General features: G+C 61.1%; 20 protein-coding genes and 1 other RNA gene. 9 read left to right on the top strand and 12 right to left on the bottom strand.

Annotated features, from left to right (window positions below):
• Positions 1-29: 29 nt before the first annotated feature.
• Together ssrS and NA645_RS03775 are read left to right on the top strand one after the other, a co-directional pair.
• A non-coding RNA gene (gene ssrS, locus NA645_RS03780) (6S RNA) lies at positions 30-208 on the top strand.
• Between the two features lie 6 nt (positions 209-214).
• A complete protein-coding gene (locus NA645_RS03775; RefSeq protein WP_256047599.1) occupies positions 215-817 on the top strand; it encodes a 5-formyltetrahydrofolate cyclo-ligase in 603 nt (200 codons plus the stop codon).
• A gap of 52 nt (positions 818-869) precedes the next feature.
• Here NA645_RS03775 and NA645_RS03770 read toward each other — a convergent pair whose 3' ends face one another.
• Entirely contained in the window at positions 870-1,019 is a 150-nt protein-coding gene (locus NA645_RS03770) for a hypothetical protein (protein WP_165914258.1), read from the bottom strand.
• A gap of 194 nt (positions 1,020-1,213) precedes the next feature.
• On the opposite strand from NA645_RS03770, the gene NA645_RS03765 reads away from it, so the two are divergent.
• Complete coding sequence (locus NA645_RS03765; RefSeq protein WP_256047598.1) at positions 1,214-1,663, top strand: EVE domain-containing protein; 450 nt, start codon at positions 1,214-1,216, stop codon at positions 1,661-1,663.
• A 25-nt stretch (positions 1,664-1,688) separates the two neighbouring features.
• On the opposite strand, the gene NA645_RS03760 is transcribed toward NA645_RS03765, so the two are convergent.
• Positions 1,689-2,063 carry a flagellar basal body-associated protein FliL gene (locus NA645_RS03760; protein ID WP_272889570.1) on the bottom strand — a complete coding sequence of 125 codons (375 nt, stop codon included), beginning with the start codon at positions 2,061-2,063 and terminating at the stop codon, positions 1,689-1,691.
• A 211-nt stretch (positions 2,064-2,274) separates the two neighbouring features.
• Here NA645_RS03760 and NA645_RS03755 point away from each other — a divergent pair, with 211 nt between their 5' ends.
• Positions 2,275-3,252: an NADPH:quinone oxidoreductase family protein gene (locus NA645_RS03755; RefSeq protein ID WP_256047596.1), complete on the top strand. Its 978-nt coding sequence runs from the start codon at positions 2,275-2,277 to the stop codon at positions 3,250-3,252.
• Between the two features lie 101 nt (positions 3,253-3,353).
• On the opposite strand, the gene secB is transcribed toward NA645_RS03755, so the two are convergent.
• The 3 genes from secB to NA645_RS03740 form a co-directional block, all read right to left on the bottom strand.
• A complete protein-coding gene (gene secB, locus NA645_RS03750) occupies positions 3,354-3,848 on the bottom strand; it encodes a protein-export chaperone SecB (RefSeq protein ID WP_131651315.1) in 495 nt (164 codons plus the stop codon).
• An 84-nt stretch (positions 3,849-3,932) separates the two neighbouring features.
• The gene (gene grxC, locus NA645_RS03745) at positions 3,933-4,187 is read right to left on the bottom strand and encodes a glutaredoxin 3 (protein ID WP_131651314.1); all 255 of its coding nucleotides are present in this window, start codon (positions 4,185-4,187) and stop codon (positions 3,933-3,935) included.
• A 2-nt stretch (positions 4,188-4,189) separates the two neighbouring features.
• On the bottom strand, positions 4,190-4,603 hold the full coding sequence (locus tag NA645_RS03740) for a rhodanese-like domain-containing protein (RefSeq protein ID WP_256047595.1): 414 nt from the start codon (positions 4,601-4,603) through the stop codon (positions 4,190-4,192).
• A 327-nt stretch (positions 4,604-4,930) separates the two neighbouring features.
• On the opposite strand from NA645_RS03740, the gene gpmI reads away from it, so the two are divergent.
• The 4 genes from gpmI (at position 4,931) to NA645_RS03720 (ending at position 10,032) form a co-directional block, all read left to right on the top strand.
• A complete protein-coding gene (gene gpmI / locus NA645_RS03735) occupies positions 4,931-6,469 on the top strand; it encodes a 2,3-bisphosphoglycerate-independent phosphoglycerate mutase (protein ID WP_256047594.1) in 1,539 nt (512 codons plus the stop codon).
• Between the two features lie 109 nt (positions 6,470-6,578).
• Complete coding sequence (locus NA645_RS03730; RefSeq protein WP_256047593.1) at positions 6,579-7,838, top strand: murein hydrolase activator EnvC family protein; 1,260 nt, start codon at positions 6,579-6,581, stop codon at positions 7,836-7,838.
• Positions 7,839-7,871: 33 nt separating this feature from the next.
• Complete coding sequence (locus NA645_RS03725) at positions 7,872-9,206, top strand: S41 family peptidase (RefSeq protein ID WP_256047592.1); 1,335 nt, start codon at positions 7,872-7,874, stop codon at positions 9,204-9,206.
• A 1-nt stretch (position 9,207) separates the two neighbouring features.
• Entirely contained in the window at positions 9,208-10,032 is an 825-nt protein-coding gene (locus NA645_RS03720) for a divergent polysaccharide deacetylase family protein (RefSeq protein WP_272891964.1), read from the top strand.
• Here NA645_RS03720 and NA645_RS03715 read toward each other — a convergent pair.
• From NA645_RS03715 to hisB, 7 genes are all read right to left on the bottom strand, one after another.
• Positions 10,023-10,769 carry a substrate-binding periplasmic protein gene (locus tag NA645_RS03715; protein ID WP_256047591.1) on the bottom strand — a complete coding sequence of 249 codons (747 nt, stop codon included), beginning with the start codon at positions 10,767-10,769 and terminating at the stop codon, positions 10,023-10,025. The two genes, NA645_RS03720 and NA645_RS03715, sit on opposite strands and share 10 nt — an antisense overlap.
• A gap of 303 nt (positions 10,770-11,072) precedes the next feature.
• Complete coding sequence (locus NA645_RS03710) at positions 11,073-11,816, bottom strand: substrate-binding periplasmic protein (RefSeq protein ID WP_256047590.1); 744 nt, start codon at positions 11,814-11,816, stop codon at positions 11,073-11,075.
• 81 nt (positions 11,817-11,897) lie between these two features.
• Positions 11,898-12,668: an imidazole glycerol phosphate synthase subunit HisF gene (gene hisF, locus NA645_RS03705; RefSeq protein ID WP_256047589.1), complete on the bottom strand. Its 771-nt coding sequence runs from the start codon at positions 12,666-12,668 to the stop codon at positions 11,898-11,900.
• Positions 12,669-12,740: 72 nt separating this feature from the next.
• The gene (gene hisA, locus NA645_RS03700) at positions 12,741-13,484 is read right to left on the bottom strand and encodes a 1-(5-phosphoribosyl)-5-[(5-phosphoribosylamino)methylideneamino]imidazole-4-carboxamide isomerase (RefSeq protein WP_131651305.1); all 744 of its coding nucleotides are present in this window, start codon (positions 13,482-13,484) and stop codon (positions 12,741-12,743) included.
• A 34-nt stretch (positions 13,485-13,518) separates the two neighbouring features.
• A complete protein-coding gene (locus NA645_RS03695) occupies positions 13,519-13,779 on the bottom strand; it encodes a DUF2164 domain-containing protein (protein WP_181103118.1) in 261 nt (86 codons plus the stop codon).
• Positions 13,779-14,417: an imidazole glycerol phosphate synthase subunit HisH gene (gene hisH, locus NA645_RS03690; RefSeq protein WP_256047588.1), complete on the bottom strand. Its 639-nt coding sequence runs from the start codon at positions 14,415-14,417 to the stop codon at positions 13,779-13,781. Before hisH ends, NA645_RS03695 begins: the two co-directional genes overlap by 1 nt.
• On the bottom strand, positions 14,417-15,010 hold the full coding sequence (gene hisB, locus NA645_RS03685) for an imidazoleglycerol-phosphate dehydratase HisB (protein ID WP_256047587.1): 594 nt from the start codon (positions 15,008-15,010) through the stop codon (positions 14,417-14,419). The genes hisH and hisB overlap by 1 nt, the downstream gene beginning before the upstream one ends.
• Before the next feature lie 284 nt (positions 15,011-15,294).
• On the opposite strand from hisB, the gene panM reads away from it, so the two are divergent.
• The gene (panM, locus tag NA645_RS03680; RefSeq protein WP_256047820.1) at positions 15,295-15,693 is read left to right on the top strand and encodes an aspartate 1-decarboxylase autocleavage activator PanM; all 399 of its coding nucleotides are present in this window, start codon (positions 15,295-15,297) and stop codon (positions 15,691-15,693) included.
• Positions 15,694-15,747: the final 54 nt, after the last annotated feature.

Raw genomic sequence — 15,747 nt, 5'->3', positions numbered from 1 at the left:
CGGCAGGCAGATTGAGTTATAATCCCGGCAACTCCCTGGCATGTTCGCCAGTCGGCGATGACCCTCTCCCGATAAGCAACACCATGGAGGCTACACGTAGTGCCGGTGTGCATGTCCGCCTGACGGAAAGCCTTAAGGTACTCTGTAGTCGCCACCTTGAACTCTCGGGTTCAAGGGCCTACGCGGGCAGCGGCATGCTGGGGAGCCTTATTTCATGATCGTAGCCACCGGCCTTTCGCGTCCGACGCTGCGACGCCAACTGCGGCAAGCACGCCGTCAGCTCTCCCCCATTCAACAACGCCAAGCTGCCAAAAATCTCTATAGGCAACTGGCCCAGCATCCGCTGTTTCGTCGCGCCCGCCACGTCGCGCTTTATCTGCCCAACGACGGCGAAATCGACCCGCGTGCACTTTTGCTGGAAGCGCAACGCCGCGGCAAAGCGACTTATTTGCCTGTATTGAACGCCTGGCCCCGCACCCGCATGGCCTTTCAACGCATCATGCCGAACGAGCATCTGAAGCCGAACCGTTTCGGTATCGCCGAGCCGGCTTTTCGGCCCGCACGGCAGCGGCTGATCTGGACGCTCGATCTGGTTCTGATGCCATTGGTGGGGTTCGACGAGCACGGCGGTCGCCTGGGGATGGGGGGCGGTTTTTACGATCGCAGCCTGGCATATCGCAGCAGGCGCAAAAATGGTCACAAACCGACGCTATTGGGTCTCGCCCATGAATGCCAGAAAGTCGATCGACTTCCCCTTGCTAGCTGGGATGTGCCGCTGCAAGCGACGGTGACAGACCAGGGCTGGTACGCGAAGTGAAACGGAAGGCATTCAAACTGAGGTAACGGCCGCGTCCATGCGGCTCACCGAATCAGCGCTGGAGCTGCTGCGAGTGACTGATCGGCACCATCGAAGAACTATCATCCGGTCGTTCCCATAATCCCTGGGTATAGCCCGTAGTTACGACGCCGAGACCGAAAATCAGCACCAGGACCCAAAGAATATCTGGTTTGCGTTTCATAGTATTTCGCCTCCCCCTGCCAGGCGAACAGTTGCCGTCGAGTCAGTATCGTTTTCGTTTTCCAGACTCGACAATGCCCATCTCAAGCGCGGCATTCTCCGTCAAGCCCCGGCGCAGCGCAAACAGCCCTGCGACCGGTTGTCGGGGAATGGCGTCAAGAACCCTTCCGAACGAAATTGACGTGAGCAAAGACCATGCCGTACTGGCTGATGAAGTCCGAACCCGATGAGTTTTCAATTCAAGATCTGCAGCAACTAGGTACGGGGCGCTGGGATGGTGTCCGCAATTACCAGGCCCGGAACTTTCTGCGTCAGATGGTCGAAGGTGACTGCTTCTTCTTCTATCACTCGAGCTGCGCAACGCCAGGCATCGCTGGTATCGGCAGCATCACGCGCGCGGCCTACCCAGACCCGACCGCGCTCGACGCGCAAAGCCCTTACTTCGACGCCAAAGCCAATGAGGCGAAGAACCCCTGGAGCGCAGTCGATGTCGGCTTCGTCGAATGTTTCGCAGCCACGCTTACACTGCCTCGACTGAAGACTGTACTGGCGCTTGCGCAAATGCCGCTGGTGCAGAAGGGTAGTCGGCTCTCGGTGATGCCCGTCAGCGAGAGCGAGTGGCACGCCATCCTGGCGATGCGCTGAGCCAGACGGCGCTCCTTGCTCCGCGCTATTGGACGATCAGGTTATTGAACAGCAGGTCGTCCACTAGCGGCTTGCCCTCTTCCTGCGTGAGGACCGCCTGCACCTGCTTGAGCGCTTCCTGCCGTAGGGCCTCCTTGGACTCGACCGTCGAAAGGCTGGCATCGGTCTGCTGTGAAAACAGCGTCACCAACTGGTTGCGGATCAGCGGCTCGTGATGCTTGACCTTGGCTTCCGCCTCGGCGCCACTGACGCGCAAGGCAATATCAGCCTTGTAATACTTCAACCGGCCATCGGAACCGTAGTTGCCCACCAGTGCGGGCACCAGTGCGTAGTAAATGGTTTTCACCGCTGCTGAATCGGCGTCGGCTTCGGATGTTTCTGCAAGCGCCGGCAGCGCCATGCAAAGAGTGAGAAATATAGAAAGAATGCGCGTCACGAGGACAACTCCAAGGGATACGCCGTCAGCATAACCATTGCCCGGCACAGACCCAAGCCTGGCCTTATGTATTGCCATCAGGGCGGACCATGCTCATTGCACGGCACGTGCAGACTTCTAGACTGCTCCTATCCAGAAACGGCCACGCTCATCCCAAACGATAAAAGGAAACCCGATGAAAGCTGTCCTGTGCAAAGAATTCGGCCCGGCCGAAAACCTCGTCATCGAAGAAGCCGCTAGCCCGCAGATCAAGAAGGGCGAGGTGCTGCTCGACGTGCATGCCGCCGGCGTCAACTTTCCGGACACGCTGATGATCGAAGGCAAATATCAGTTCAAGCCGCCGTTTCCGTTCTCCCCAGGTGGCGAGGCCGCAGGTGTTGTCGCCGCCGTCGGCGAGAAGGTCACCCACCTGAAAGTCGGTGACCGCGTCATGGGCCTGACGGGCTGGGGCAGTTTCGCCGAGCAGGTTGCTGTGCCTGGCAACAACGTATTGCCGATTCCTCCAGCGATGGATTTCGAGACGGCGGCAGCGTTCAGCATGACCTACGGCACCTCGATGCATGCGTTGACTCAGCGGGCCAACCTGCAACCCGGCGAGACGCTTCTGGTACTGGGCGCATCGGGCGGCGTCGGATTGGCGGCTGTGGAGATAGGCAAGGCCATGGGCGCGAAGGTTATCGCCGCCGCTTCCACTGCCGAGAAACTCGAGATCGCAAAGAATGCAGGCGCTGACGAGCTGATCAATTACACCGAGACCAGCCTCAAGGATCGTCTGAAAGAGCTCACCGGCGGTCAAGGTGTGGACGTTATCTACGATCCGGTAGGCGGCAAGCTGTTCGAAGAGGCTTTCCGCAGCATCGGCTGGAATGGTCGCATGTTGGTGGTTGGCTTCGCTGCTGGGGATATTCCGTCGTTACCTGCGAACTTGCCGCTGCTCAAGGGCGCTTCGCTGATCGGAGTCTTCTGGGGCAGCTTTGCGCAGCGCCAGCCGCATGACAACGCCGCCAATTTCCGTCAGCTGTTTGCCTGGCACGCCGAAGGCAAGCTCAAACCCCTGGTCTCGCAGACTTTTGCGCTCGAACAGACTGCCGAAGCGATTAATACGCTGGCCCAGCGCCGAGCTGTGGGCAAACTGGTCGTGAAGGTGCGCTAAGCGAAGCTGGAAGCTGGAAGCTGGAAGCTGGAAGCTGGAAGCGTGTGCTGGGCCGGACGGCCATCAAGCTTCGCTTCCAGCTTCTCGCAACCTGCCGCTATTTAATGAGCGGTAACCGGAGCGTCGCCGCCCTGTTGCATGCGAGCCATTTCCTGAGCGTAGAGCGCGTCGAAGTTCACCGGTGCCAACATCAGAGCCGGGAACGAGCCACGCGTAACCAGGCTGTCCAGCGCTTCACGGGCATAAGGGAACAGGATGTTCGGGCAGAACGCGCCGAGGGTATGGCTCATCGCTTGGGCTTCGAGGCCCTTGATCAGGAAGATGCCGGCCTGCTGTACCTCGGCGATGAAGGCCACTTCCTCACCAGTCTTGACGGTCACTGACAGCGTCAGCACAACTTCATGGAAGTCGTTTTCGAGCGATTTCTGCTTGGTGTTCAGATCCAGCGCAACGCTCGGATTCCACTCCTGACGGAAGATTTCCGGGCTTTTGGGCGCCTCGAAGGAGAGGTCACGGACATAGATCCGCTGCAGGGAAAACTGCGCCCCCTGCTCTTCCTGACCAGCAGCCGCGCCGTTGTTCGCTTGTTCAGTCATGTGAAACCTTCTTGTTGTCCATGTGTTGGTGATCGTCCTGCCAGCATTAGTGCTTGTCGGCCGTCCGGCAGGTCTGGAATGGAGTCATGCCTGCAGCATCGCATCCAGCCGCCCTGCCCGCTCCAGTGCGTGCAGCTCATCGCAGCCGCCGACGTGCGCATCGCCTATCCATATTTGCGGTACAGAGGTACGTCCGGCCTTGCTTGCCATTTCCGAGCGCAATGCGGGTTTGCCGTCGACGGCAATTTCCTCGTAACTGACACCCTTGCGATCGAGCAGACCCTTGGCTCGAATGCAGAACGGGCACCAGGCGGTGGTATAGATGACGACTTTAGGCATAGTTACTTGACCACTGGCAGATTCTCGCCGCGCCAGCCGGAAATCCCTCCGGACAGCTTGGCGGCAGTGAAGCCTGCCTTCTGCAGCTCGCGGCAGGCCGTTCCGGCGTGCTGACCCATGGCATCGACGACGACGATCGTCTTGGCCTTGTGCTTTTCCAGCTCGCCTACTCGGCTGACCAGCTTCTCGTAGGGAATGTTCAATGAATCGACGATGTGACCGGCGTCGAACTCCTTCTTAGCGCGCACGTCCAACACCACGCCTTCGTCGCGGTTGACCAGAGCGGTCAGCTCGCGATTGCTCAGACTTTTGCCGCCTTTACGCGCTTCGGTGACGGCTAAGAGAACCAGCAGCACCAGAAAGATACTGACCAGAACATAGTGGTTAGAGACAAATTCAATCAGGTTAGCGACCATCAAAAGGGTACCCGGAGGATAAAATGCGGGCCAGTATACACAGCCCCTCTCCCAGGCTGAACCCTGCTGCAAACCGCTGGAAAATGTCGCAATCGGTGGCTAGACCGGGCGAAACGACCATTGAATGACAGCTCCCGGCTGGCCCGTAGGGCGGGCTTTAGCGAGCAAAGAGTCAAAACGCGCAGCGTCGCAATGAGCTTTTAGAGCTCGCTCAACGCTGCATAGCCGAGCGCAGTGATCCTTTAACGGCCTGCCAATCGTGACCATAAGCCGGCCAATCAGTAGACTGGCCACCATTTTTGCGCCCTCGTACAAGGAGCCAAGTAGATGCCCGCCGCGCCCAAACCTCTCGTATTGATGATTCTCGATGGCTTCGGACATAGCGACAGCCCGGAATTCAACGCTATTCATGCCGCCAACAAGCCCGTCTATGACCGCTTGCGCGCGACCCAGCCGCACGGATTGATCTCCGGCAGCGGCATGGACGTCGGTCTTCCGGACGGCCAGATGGGAAATTCCGAGGTCGGCCATATGAATCTGGGCGCGGGCCGCGTGGTGTACCAGGACTTCACACGCGTGACCAAATCCATCCGCGACGGCGATTTCTTCGAGAACCCGAACATCTGCGCCGCTGTGGACAAGGCTGTGGCAGCTGGCAAAGCGGTGCATATCCTCGGCCTGCTCTCCGACGGCGGCGTCCATAGCCATCAGGATCATCTGGTCGCCATGGCCGAGCTGGCGGCCAAGCGCGGCGCCGAGAAGATCTACCTACATGCCTTCCTCGACGGTCGCGACACCCCGCCAAAAAGCGCGCAGCACTCGATCGAGCTGTTGCAAGCCACTTTCACTCGCCTGGGCAGGGGCCGCATCGCCAGCCTGATCGGCCGCTATTTCGCCATGGATCGGGACAACCGCTGGGATCGCGTCGAGCAGGCCTACAACCTGATCGTCGATGGCGCCGCGGCTTATCGCTCTGACTTCGCAGTGGATGGCCTGATCGCCGCCTACGAGCGCGGCGAAAGCGACGAGTTTGTCAAAGCCACGGGTATTGGCGAGCCGGTTCGCGTGGAAGATGGCGATGCCGTGGTGTTCATGAACTTCCGCGCCGACCGTGCGCGCGAACTGACCCGCTGCTTCGTCGAGCCCGGCTTCAACGAGTTCCAGCGTGCCCGAGCCCCGCAACTAGCCGGTTTCGTCATGCTCACCCAGTACGCCGCAAGCATTCCCGCGCCGGCTGCCTTCGCACCGGAAGCGCTGACCAATGTGCTGGGTGAATACCTGGCGAACAACGGCAAGACCCAGCTGCGCATCGCCGAGACCGAGAAATACGCGCACGTCACGTTCTTCTTCTCTGGCGGCCGCGAAGAGCCCTTTGCCGGCGAAGAGCGCATTCTCATTCCCTCGCCACAGGTCGCCACCTATGACCTGCAGCCGGAAATGAGCGCACCTGAGGTGACCGATCGCATCGTCGATGCCATCGAGAACCAGCGTCACGACGTGATCATCGTCAACTACGCCAACGGCGACATGGTCGGCCATACCGGCGTGTTCGATGCCGCGGTGAAGGCCGTCGAATGTCTGGACAAGTGCATCGGACGCATCGTCGAAGCGCTGGACAAGGTGGGCGGCGAGGCGCTGATCACCGCCGATCACGGCAACGTCGAGCAGATGGAAGACGCCATGACCGGCCAGGCTCACACCGCCCATACCTGCGAACCGGTGCCGTTCATTTATTACGGCAAGCGGAACCTGACGATCCGCGAAGGCGGCGTGCTCGCCGATGTGGCCCCGACCATGCTGACGCTGCTGGGCCTGCCAGTGCCGACGGAGATGACCGGGCGCTCGATCGTCGAACTGAAAGACTGAAGGACTGGAAGCTGGAAGCCAAGCTCTTGCTTCCAGCTTAGGCTTCAAGCTTCCGGCTGTTTTTTTAGGCATACTACGGCGGTCGTCGATCGCTCGGTTACACCCTCTCATGCCTCGTATTTTTCTCGCATTCGCGCTTTTTTGCCTGCTCGGCTCTGCCATGGCGGACGAGCGCGCCGACGCTCGCAAACAGATCGAAGCGGCCCGCCAAGACGTAGCCGAACTGCAAAAGCTGCTCAAGCAGATCGAGCAGGAGAAATCTACTGTCCAGAAGCAGCTGCAAACAACTGAAAGCGAGATGGGCCAGCTGGAAAAGCAGGTCGATTCACTGCAACAGGAAATCGACCGCAGCGAAGCGGAGCTGGAACGGCTCAACGAAGAGAAGACCACCCTTGAAGGCGCTCGTATCGAGCAGCAGCGCCTGATTGGCATTCAGGCACGCGCGGCGTATCAGAGCGGTCGTCAGGAATACCTGAAGCTCCTGCTCAACCAACAGAACCCGGAAAAATTCAGCCGCACCCTGACGTATTACGACTACCTCAGCAAAGCTCGTTTCGAGCAGGTCGCCAATTTCAACGAAACGCTCAGCCAGCTGGCCAACGTCGAAGCCGGCATCGAGGCGCAGCAGGCAACCCTGGCCGAGCAGCAGGATGGACTAAAGGAACGACGCGCCCAACTCGCTGAAGTGAGCAAGGAGCGTCAGCTGGCGCTGGCCAAACTCGACCGCGACTATTCCAGCCGTGATCAAAAGCTCAAGGCCCGTAAACAGGAGCAGGCGCAGCTCGAGCGTGTACTCAAGACCATCGAGGAAACCCTGGCGCGCCAGGCACGTGAAGCCGAGCAGGCACGTCAGCGTGCCCTTGCACTGGCTCGCGAGGAACAATCACGACGTCAGCAGGCCGGTAGCGCTGCTCCGGCAGCAACCGGCCCCACCGTTTCGAGTGCCGGCGGCAATTTTGGCGGGCCCTTCGCCAGCGCCAAGGGCAAGTTGCCTTGGCCGGTGGACGGAAGATTGGTCGCTCGCTACGGCACTCCACGCGGCGGCGACGCTCGAACCAAGTGGGACGGCGTGCTGATCGGCGCAGGTCTGGGCAGCCAAGTGCGCGCCGTGCATGGCGGCCGAGTGGTATTTGCCGATTGGCTGCGCGGCGCGGGCCTGCTGGTGATTCTGGACCACGGCAATGGCTATCTGACCCTGTACGGCCATAATCAGAGCCTGTTGCGCGACGCCGGAGAAATCGTCAAGGCCGGCGATCCGATCGCCACCGTAGGTACCAGTGGCGGGCAGGAATCTGCCGCACTGTATTTCGCCATTCGTCAACAGGGTCGCCCAAGCGATCCGGCACAATGGTGCCGCGCGCAAGGATAAGCCGGCTAGCGCGCCCTCACACTGGAGTCAGACATGCTGCACCTGCGCCGTTTCGCCCAACCATCCGCCCTGTCCCTGGCCCTCCTGCTGGCGACTTACGGAGGCGCCTGGGCCCAGCAACCGCCCGCAGAGCTGGCGGAACCCATATCGCTGGGAAGCTCGACCAGCAAGGCGCCGCTGCCGCTGGACGAGTTGCGAACCTTCGCCGAGGTGCTGGACCGGATCAAGGCCGCCTATGTCGAGCCTGTCGACGACAAGACCCTGCTGGAAAACGCCATCAAAGGCATGCTCAGCAACCTCGATCCGCATTCTGCCTATCTGGAACCCGAAGCCTTCGCCGAGCTGCAGGAAAGCACCAGCGGCGAGTTCGGTGGTCTCGGGATCGAGGTCGGCATGGAGGACGGTTTCATCAAGGTGGTATCGCCAATCGATGACACCCCCGCATCCAAGGCCGGCATCGAGGCGGGCGATCTGATCGTAAAGATCGATAACAAGCCAACCAAGGGCATGTCGATGATGGACGCCGTTGGCATGATGCGCGGCAAGCCGGGCAGCGATATTTCGCTGTCGCTGGTGCGCGAGGGCGGGCAACCCTTCACTGTCAAACTCACCCGCGCAGTGATCAAGGTCACCAGCGTGAAAAGCCAAATGCTCGAGCCCGGCTACGGTTATCTGCGCGTCACCCAGTTCCAGATCAATACCGGCGAGGAAGTCGGCAAGGCTCTGGCGCGCCTGCGCAAGGAAAACGGCAAGAAGCTCAACGGCTTGGTGCTCGACCTGCGCAACAACCCGGGCGGCGTGCTGCAGGCCGCGGTGGAAGTATCCGATCACTTCCTCACCGATGGCCTGATCGTCTACACCAAAGGCCGCATCGCCAATTCCGAGCTGCGTTTCAACGCCGACCCGGCCGATGCCAGCGAAGGTGTTTCGCTGGTGGTGCTGATCAACGGCGGCAGCGCCTCGGCCTCGGAAATCGTCGCCGGCGCCCTGCAGGACCAGAAGCGTGGCGTCGTAATGGGTACCGATAGCTTTGGCAAAGGATCGGTGCAGACCGTCCTGCCGCTGAACAACGACCGCGCGCTGAAGCTCACCACGGCGCTTTACTACACCCCTAACGGCCGCTCCATCCAGGCGCAGGGCATCGAGCCGGATATCCAAGTGGCCCGCGCCAAGTTCACCCGCGAGCAGGCGGTCGAAGGCGTACGCGAGGCGGATCTGGCCGGACATCTGGGCAACGGTAACGGCGGCCCGGAACGCCCCACCAGCACCCAGGTCGTCAGCGACTCACCACGCCCGCAGGACGAAGACTTCCAGCTCGGCCAGGCACTGAATCTGCTCAAGGGGTTGAACCTCACCCGCGGCCAGTAGGATGTCCCGACTTGCCATCCTGCTGCTGGGACTCTTGACACCGCTGCTGGTAATCGGCGCTCCGGGCGCGGATGCAACAGGCGACTCAGAGCGCCTGACAACCCTTTCGCGAATGCCGAAGTTAGCCTTGGTAATGGATGACCTCGGTCAGAACGCTGCTCGTGACGGTCGTGTTCTGGCACTGCCCGGCCCGGTGGCCATGGCGATCCTGCCGGACAGCCGCCACGCCACACCGCTGGCCGAACGGGCCAACGCGGCAGGCAAGACGGTCATGCTGCATCTACCCATGGCTCCGGCCGATGGCCCCTATGCCTGGCAGCCGCAACTGGGGCCGACGGAGCTGTCAAACCGATTGGACAGCGCACTGGCAAAGGTTCCCCATGCCAGCGGTGTAAACAACCACATGGGCAGCCTGATGACCGCTCGAGCGCAGCCGATGGCGTCCTTGATGAACGAGCTGCAGCAGCGCCATCTGTTCTTTCTCGACAGCCGCACCCATGCCGGAACGGTTGCAGCCGCCGCCGCTCAACGGATCGGATTGGCCAGCCTGTCGCGGGATATTTTTCTCGACGACGACCCCAGCCCTCACGCCGTTGCGGCGCAGTTCCGCGCAGCCCTGGAGCTTGCGCGCAAGCAGGGTTCAGTGGTGATCATCGGCCACCCGCACCCGAGCACGCTGGCGCTTCTGGAACGGGAACTGCCACGTCTGCAGGCTCAGGGGATCGATTGGGTGGATATCGGCCAGATGATCGCTACCCGTGGCAACCGCGCGATGGTTGCCCACGGCGCACGTGGCGTCTATCGCTCAGCTCAGGATCAGAGATAACGACGCATGATGGCGTCGATGGCGCCATCGTCCCGCATCTCGTCCAACGCTTTTTGCAGCCGCGCCACGACATCGTCCGGCGTCTGCTTGTTCAGCGCGAGAAACAGCTGCGCATCGTTGAACCTCAACGCCGTCACCAGCCCGCTTACCCCTTCCTGCTTGGCCAGATAAGGACCGACCGGATCGGTCGTCGCCCATAGATCGATCTGTCCTTTGAGCAGCTTGCCGATGTTTGCCTGGTCACGCAGCGAGTTGATCGGCTCGAAACCCTTGCTTTCAAGATGCTGACTGACCGCGTCATCCTTATAGGCGCCGACCCGGTATTGCCGCGCCTGCTCGAGCGAACTCAGGCGTAACGGACTGCCGGGCGGAGCGAGAAGCACCCAGCCGGTGCTAGCGAGCGGGCCGACCCACTTGAATAGCGGCTCGCGCTCCGGCGTATAGGTGGTGGAGAACAACCCTTGGTCCGGCTTTTCCAGCACCTGGTTATAGATGCGCTCCCAGGGGAAGCGCAGTGTCAGGCTGTAATCGATACCGGCACGCTTGAACATTTCGCGCACGATGTCGGCGTTGATCCCGCTGACGTTGCGATCCGCTGCGTAGTTCTTGCCGTCGGCCGCCATATTGAACGGCGGGAAATTCTCCGTCAGCACCACCACTCTGTAGTCGTCTGGCAATGCGGCCTTGGCCGAGGCGGCCGCGAGCAACAGCAGGCCGACCGCTAGAATTCGTTTCATCGATCCTCCCCCTACGTCTGCTAATACCAGGCGGCGCACCGACACCTAACAGATGTCATGCGTGCCACCTTTTATGTGTAGCAACGAAAGAACCAGACGCACGGAGACCGTCACCGAACTGGGATGAACAGCACAAGTTGAGACATCATTTGGCCATCACTCGCATCCGCAGCGCCAACCTGCACGAGGTTTGCTTAATAAGGAGGGAAAGGAGATGTTCAGTCGCGGGGAAACGGCGTGGCGCTCACCTCTGGAGCGCCCCCACCGGTCTTCGATGCATGCACGCAGCTAGCGAGGCCCCGATCAGAAATATCGGCCAGTGATGGTATTGATCGTGCCGTCGGCGCGCATTTGATCCAGAGCGGCCTGTAGCTTCTCGACCGTCTCATCGGACACCTGCCGGTTTAGCGCCAGGAAAAGCTCAGCACTGTCGAAACGCAGTACCCGCTTGAGACCGGACACGCCCTGCTGCTTCGCCAGGAAGCGCCCCGCTGGGTCGCCCGTCGCCCATAGATCGATCGCGCCGCTTTGCAGTTTCTCGACGTTGATCTGGTCACGTAACGCCAACGTCGGCTGCAGCCCCTGCGCAACGAGATGCTCGGCAATGGCATCGCCCTTGTAAGCGCCGATCCGGTATTGCCGGGCCTGCTCGAGGCTGTCGACTTCAATGGTGCTGTCACCCCGCGCCAGCAGCACCCAGTCATCCGGCCCGATAGGACCTACCCATTTGAACAGCTCCTCGCGCTCAGGCAACCGAGCCGTTACGAACACCCCATAGCCAGGCGTTTCCAGAGCCATCTTGTAGATCCGTTCCCAAGGGAAGCGCAAGGTCAGGGTGTAATCGATACCGGCGCGCTGGAACATCTCGCGGATGATGTCGGCAGCGATGCCCCTGATGTTCTGGTCACGGGCGAAATTCTTGCCATCGGCAGCCATGTTGTAAGGCGGAAAATTTTCGGTGAGCAGATCGATCTGCTCCGGCGCGGCCTGGGCGGTGGTGCCCAAGATCAAACTGGTCGCTAAAGCAAGAAGCGTGGATTTGAACATGGCATTAATTCCTTTATTCCCGCACGGATGGCCCGTTGCGTTCCTTTAAGTGTTGTTTGCTCGATCGAATCGGCAGCAGACTCAACGCATCACAATGCCGCAACTGGCCATATAGGCTTTTGCTTCCGGCACGGTGTATTCGCCAAAGTGAAAAATGCTGGCCGCCAATACCGCGTCGGCCTTGCCCTCGATGATGCCATCGGCCAGATGCTGCAGATTGCCTACACCACCGGAGGCGATCACCGGGATACTCAACGCCTCGCTGATGGCGCGGGTGACACCGAGGTCGTAGCCGCTCTTGACGCCATCCTGATCCATGCTGGTCAGCAGGATTTCACCGGCACCCAGCGCCTCCATCTTCTGTGCCCAGAGCACCGCGTCCAGCCCCGTGGGCTTGCGTCCGCCATGGGTGAAGATTTCCCAGCGTGGCGTTTCGCCAGCCTTGGACACTTTCTTCGCATCGATGGCGACGACGATGCACTGCGAGCCGAAGCGATCGGCGGCCTCGCCAACGAACTCGGGCGTGAAGACGGCGGCGGTATTGATCGAGACCTTGTCCGCCCCAGCGTTGAGCAGGTTGCGGATGTCTTGCACGGTGCGCACGCCACCGCCGACGGTCAGCGGGATGAATACCTGGCTGGCCATGCGCTCGACGGTATGCAGCGTGGTGTCGCGGTTGTCGACGCTGGCGGTGATGTCGAGAAAGGTGATCTCGTCAGCGCCCTGCTCGTCGTAGCGACGAGCAATCTCCACCGGATCGCCGGCGTCGCGGATGTTCTCGAACTGGACGCCCTTGACCACGCGACCGTTGTCCACGTCGAGGCAGGGGATGATGCGTTTTGCCAAAGCCATAGCGGATTACCCGTAGGGTGGGTGCAACCCACCAATGTGCGTCGATTACGGTGGGCTACGCCCACCCTACGTTTATTCGTCCTTGAACTTGAGATCGCAGAGCGCCTGCGCCTCGGCGACATCGAGGGTGCCCTCGTAGATCGCGCGACCGGTGATGGCACCGATGATGCCGGGGGTATTGGTATCGAGCAGCTTCTGGATATCACCGATGTTGTGGATACCGCCGGAGGCGATCACCGGGATCTTGCTGGCATTGGCCAAGGCCACGGTGGCTTCGACGTTGCAGCCCTGCATCATGCCGTCCTTGGCTATGTCGGTGTAGACGATCGCCGAGACGCCATCCGCCTCGAAGCGGCGGGCCAGGTCTACGGCCTGCACACTAGAAACCTCGGCCCAGCCATCGGTGGCAACGAAGCCGTCCTTGGCGTCCAGGCCGACGATGACCTTGCCCGGAAAGGCGCGGCAGGCCTCGCCGACGAACTCCGGCTGCTTGACCGCCTTGGTACCGATGATCACGTAGCTGACGCCGGCGCGCACGTAATGCTCGATGGTTTCCAGCGAGCGGATGCCACCGCCGATCTGGATCGGCAGGTTCGGATAGCGCTTGGCGATCGCCGTGACAACTTCGCCGTTGACCGGCTGGCCTTCGAAAGCACCGTTGAGATCGACCAGATGCAGACGGCGGCAACCGGCCTCGACCCACTTGGCAGCCATCGCCACCGGGTCATCGGAAAACACCGTGGCGTCGTCCATCAAGCCCTGACGCAGACGCACGCAGGCGCCGTCTTTCAGATCGATTGCGGGGATAATCAGCATGGCGAACCTGTTCAAATCGGGAATCGGTTAAAGGTCAGCTCTTTTCGAGCGCCCACAAGTCGCTTTCGATGCTTTCGAACCTGTCTTTCAGGTGTGTCTGCACATCGAAAATCGCCTTGTTGTAGTAGAGCGGAGCAATCTCACGCGCAAACAGATCGAGCACTTCCTGCGCCTCGAAGGAGCCAAGCTCCAGTTCGAAACGATCTTCGAGAAAACGCTTGATGGTCTGCTGCGCAGCCTGCTCCTGAGCGGGGTCCAGCGTCAGCACAGGTGCTTTCGTCTTGGCCCGGCTCATTACCAGCGGCCATCCCAGGCGGCGAAATTCTGCAGCAGCTGCAGGCCGTGGGTGTGGCTCTTCTCGGGATGAAACTGCACGGCGAAGCGCGAGCCATCGGCCAGCGCAGCGGCAAAGTCCTTGCCGTAGTGACCGCGACCGACAACGTGGCGCGGATTACCGGCCTCGATGTAGTAGCTGTGCACGAAGTAGAAGCGGCCTTGGTCCGGAATGTTGTGCCAGAGCGGATGATCGACCGCCTGCTTGACCTCGTTCCAGCCCATGTGCGGCACTTTGAGGCGCTCGCCGTCTTCCTGCAGATCCTTGCCGAAGAAGCGCACCTGGCCCGGGAACAGCCCGATGCAATCGACCCCACCGTTCTCCTCGCTGCGCTCCATCAGCGCCTGCATGCCGACGCAGATGCCAAGAAAGGGACGGTCGACGCTGACTTCGCGCACCAGCTCGTCGAAACCCAGACGTCGGATCTCGGCCATGCAATCACGGATCGCGCCGACGCCGGGGAAAACCACGCGGTCGGCATCACGGATGACTTGCGCATCGCTGGTAACCAATACCCGTCCGGCGCCGACGTGCTCGAGCGCCTTGGCAACCGAGTGCAGGTTGCCCATGCCGTAATCGATGACTGCAACGGTCTGCATTACAGGCAACCCTTGGTCGAAGGCATCTGTCCAGCCATCCGCTCGTCCAGCATCAGTGCCATGCGCAGCGCGCGGCCGAAGGCCTTGAACACGGTTTCGATCTGGTGATGGGTGTTGTGCCCGCGCAGGTTGTCGATGTGCAGAGTGACCAGCGCGTGATTGACGAAGCCCTGGAAGAATTCCTGGAACAGATCGACGTCGAAACCGCCGACGGTGGCCCGGGTATAGGGCACGTTCATGGTCAGTCCCGGGCGCCCGGAGAAATCGATCACCACGCGCGACAGCGCTTCATCCAGCGGCACGTAGGAATGCCCGTAACGGGTCATGCCCTTCTTGTCGCCGACTGCCTTGGCAAATGCCTGGCCGAGGGTGATGCCGACATCTTCTACGGTGTGGTGGTCGTCGATATGCAGATCGCCCTGGCACTCGATGTCCAGGTCGATCAGGCCATGGCGGGCGATCTGATCGAGCATGTGCTCCAAGAACGGCACGCCGATGGCGAAGCGGCTCTTGCCGGTGCCGTCCAGGTTAATGGTGGCCTTGACCTGAGTTTCCAGGGTGTTGCGCTCTACGCATGCCGTACGTTCGGACATCGACAGCTCCGCTGATCGTGGGGCTAAAAAGGTCCGCATTATAGGCTCAAACCAGCCTACGGGGATACGCGAGCGGCGGCTCGGCGGCCGTCAACGGGTCTGCGCCTCTGTCTTGCGTTCAGCGGAGCGACCGAAGCGCCAGCCACGGCAATCTGTCACGCGCGCCCGGCAAACCGCCCGCAACCGCTCAACGAAGCAGCCCATCGCCAGAGCCGCGAGCCGTCGTGCGCTGAAAAGCCGGCACGGTTATGCTTGCCGGCATCCATTCAGCGCGTCAGGTCAGCATGCCCGTATTCGTCGAAACCCTCACCGAGCCCAGCCAGCAGGATCGCATCGATCTTGCGAAGATCTTTGCCGACGCCCCGGACTGGCTGTTGGCGCCCTACGCGGATGCCACGGCTCTGATCGAGGCAGGACTGGCCGATCACAGCCTGATCGCCGGTCGTTTCAACGATCGCCTGCTCGGAGCCGCCCTGCTGCAGCGCGGTACGTCGCATTGGCGCTTGTCGCATCTCTGTGTGCGCAAGATTACTCGCCGCCGCGGCGTTGGCAAACGGATCCTCGAGGAAAGTCTGCGCCTGGCCCGGGAAGCCGGAACGGACCTGCGCCTGGCCGCGCCGAGAGAGCATCTGGAAGCCCAGGCGCTGGCCGCCAGGACGCATCTGCCGCTGGATTCCATTTAGCTCCGCCCCATCACAGGAACCCAGGCGCAGACAGCCACTCCAACGCCATCTGCG

Origin of the sequence: Stutzerimonas stutzeri (genome assembly GCF_024448955.1) — a bacterium.
GTDB classification, from domain to species: domain Bacteria; phylum Pseudomonadota; class Gammaproteobacteria; order Pseudomonadales; family Pseudomonadaceae; genus Stutzerimonas; species Stutzerimonas stutzeri_AQ.
This window is presented reverse-complemented; position numbering and strand designations above follow the sequence as displayed.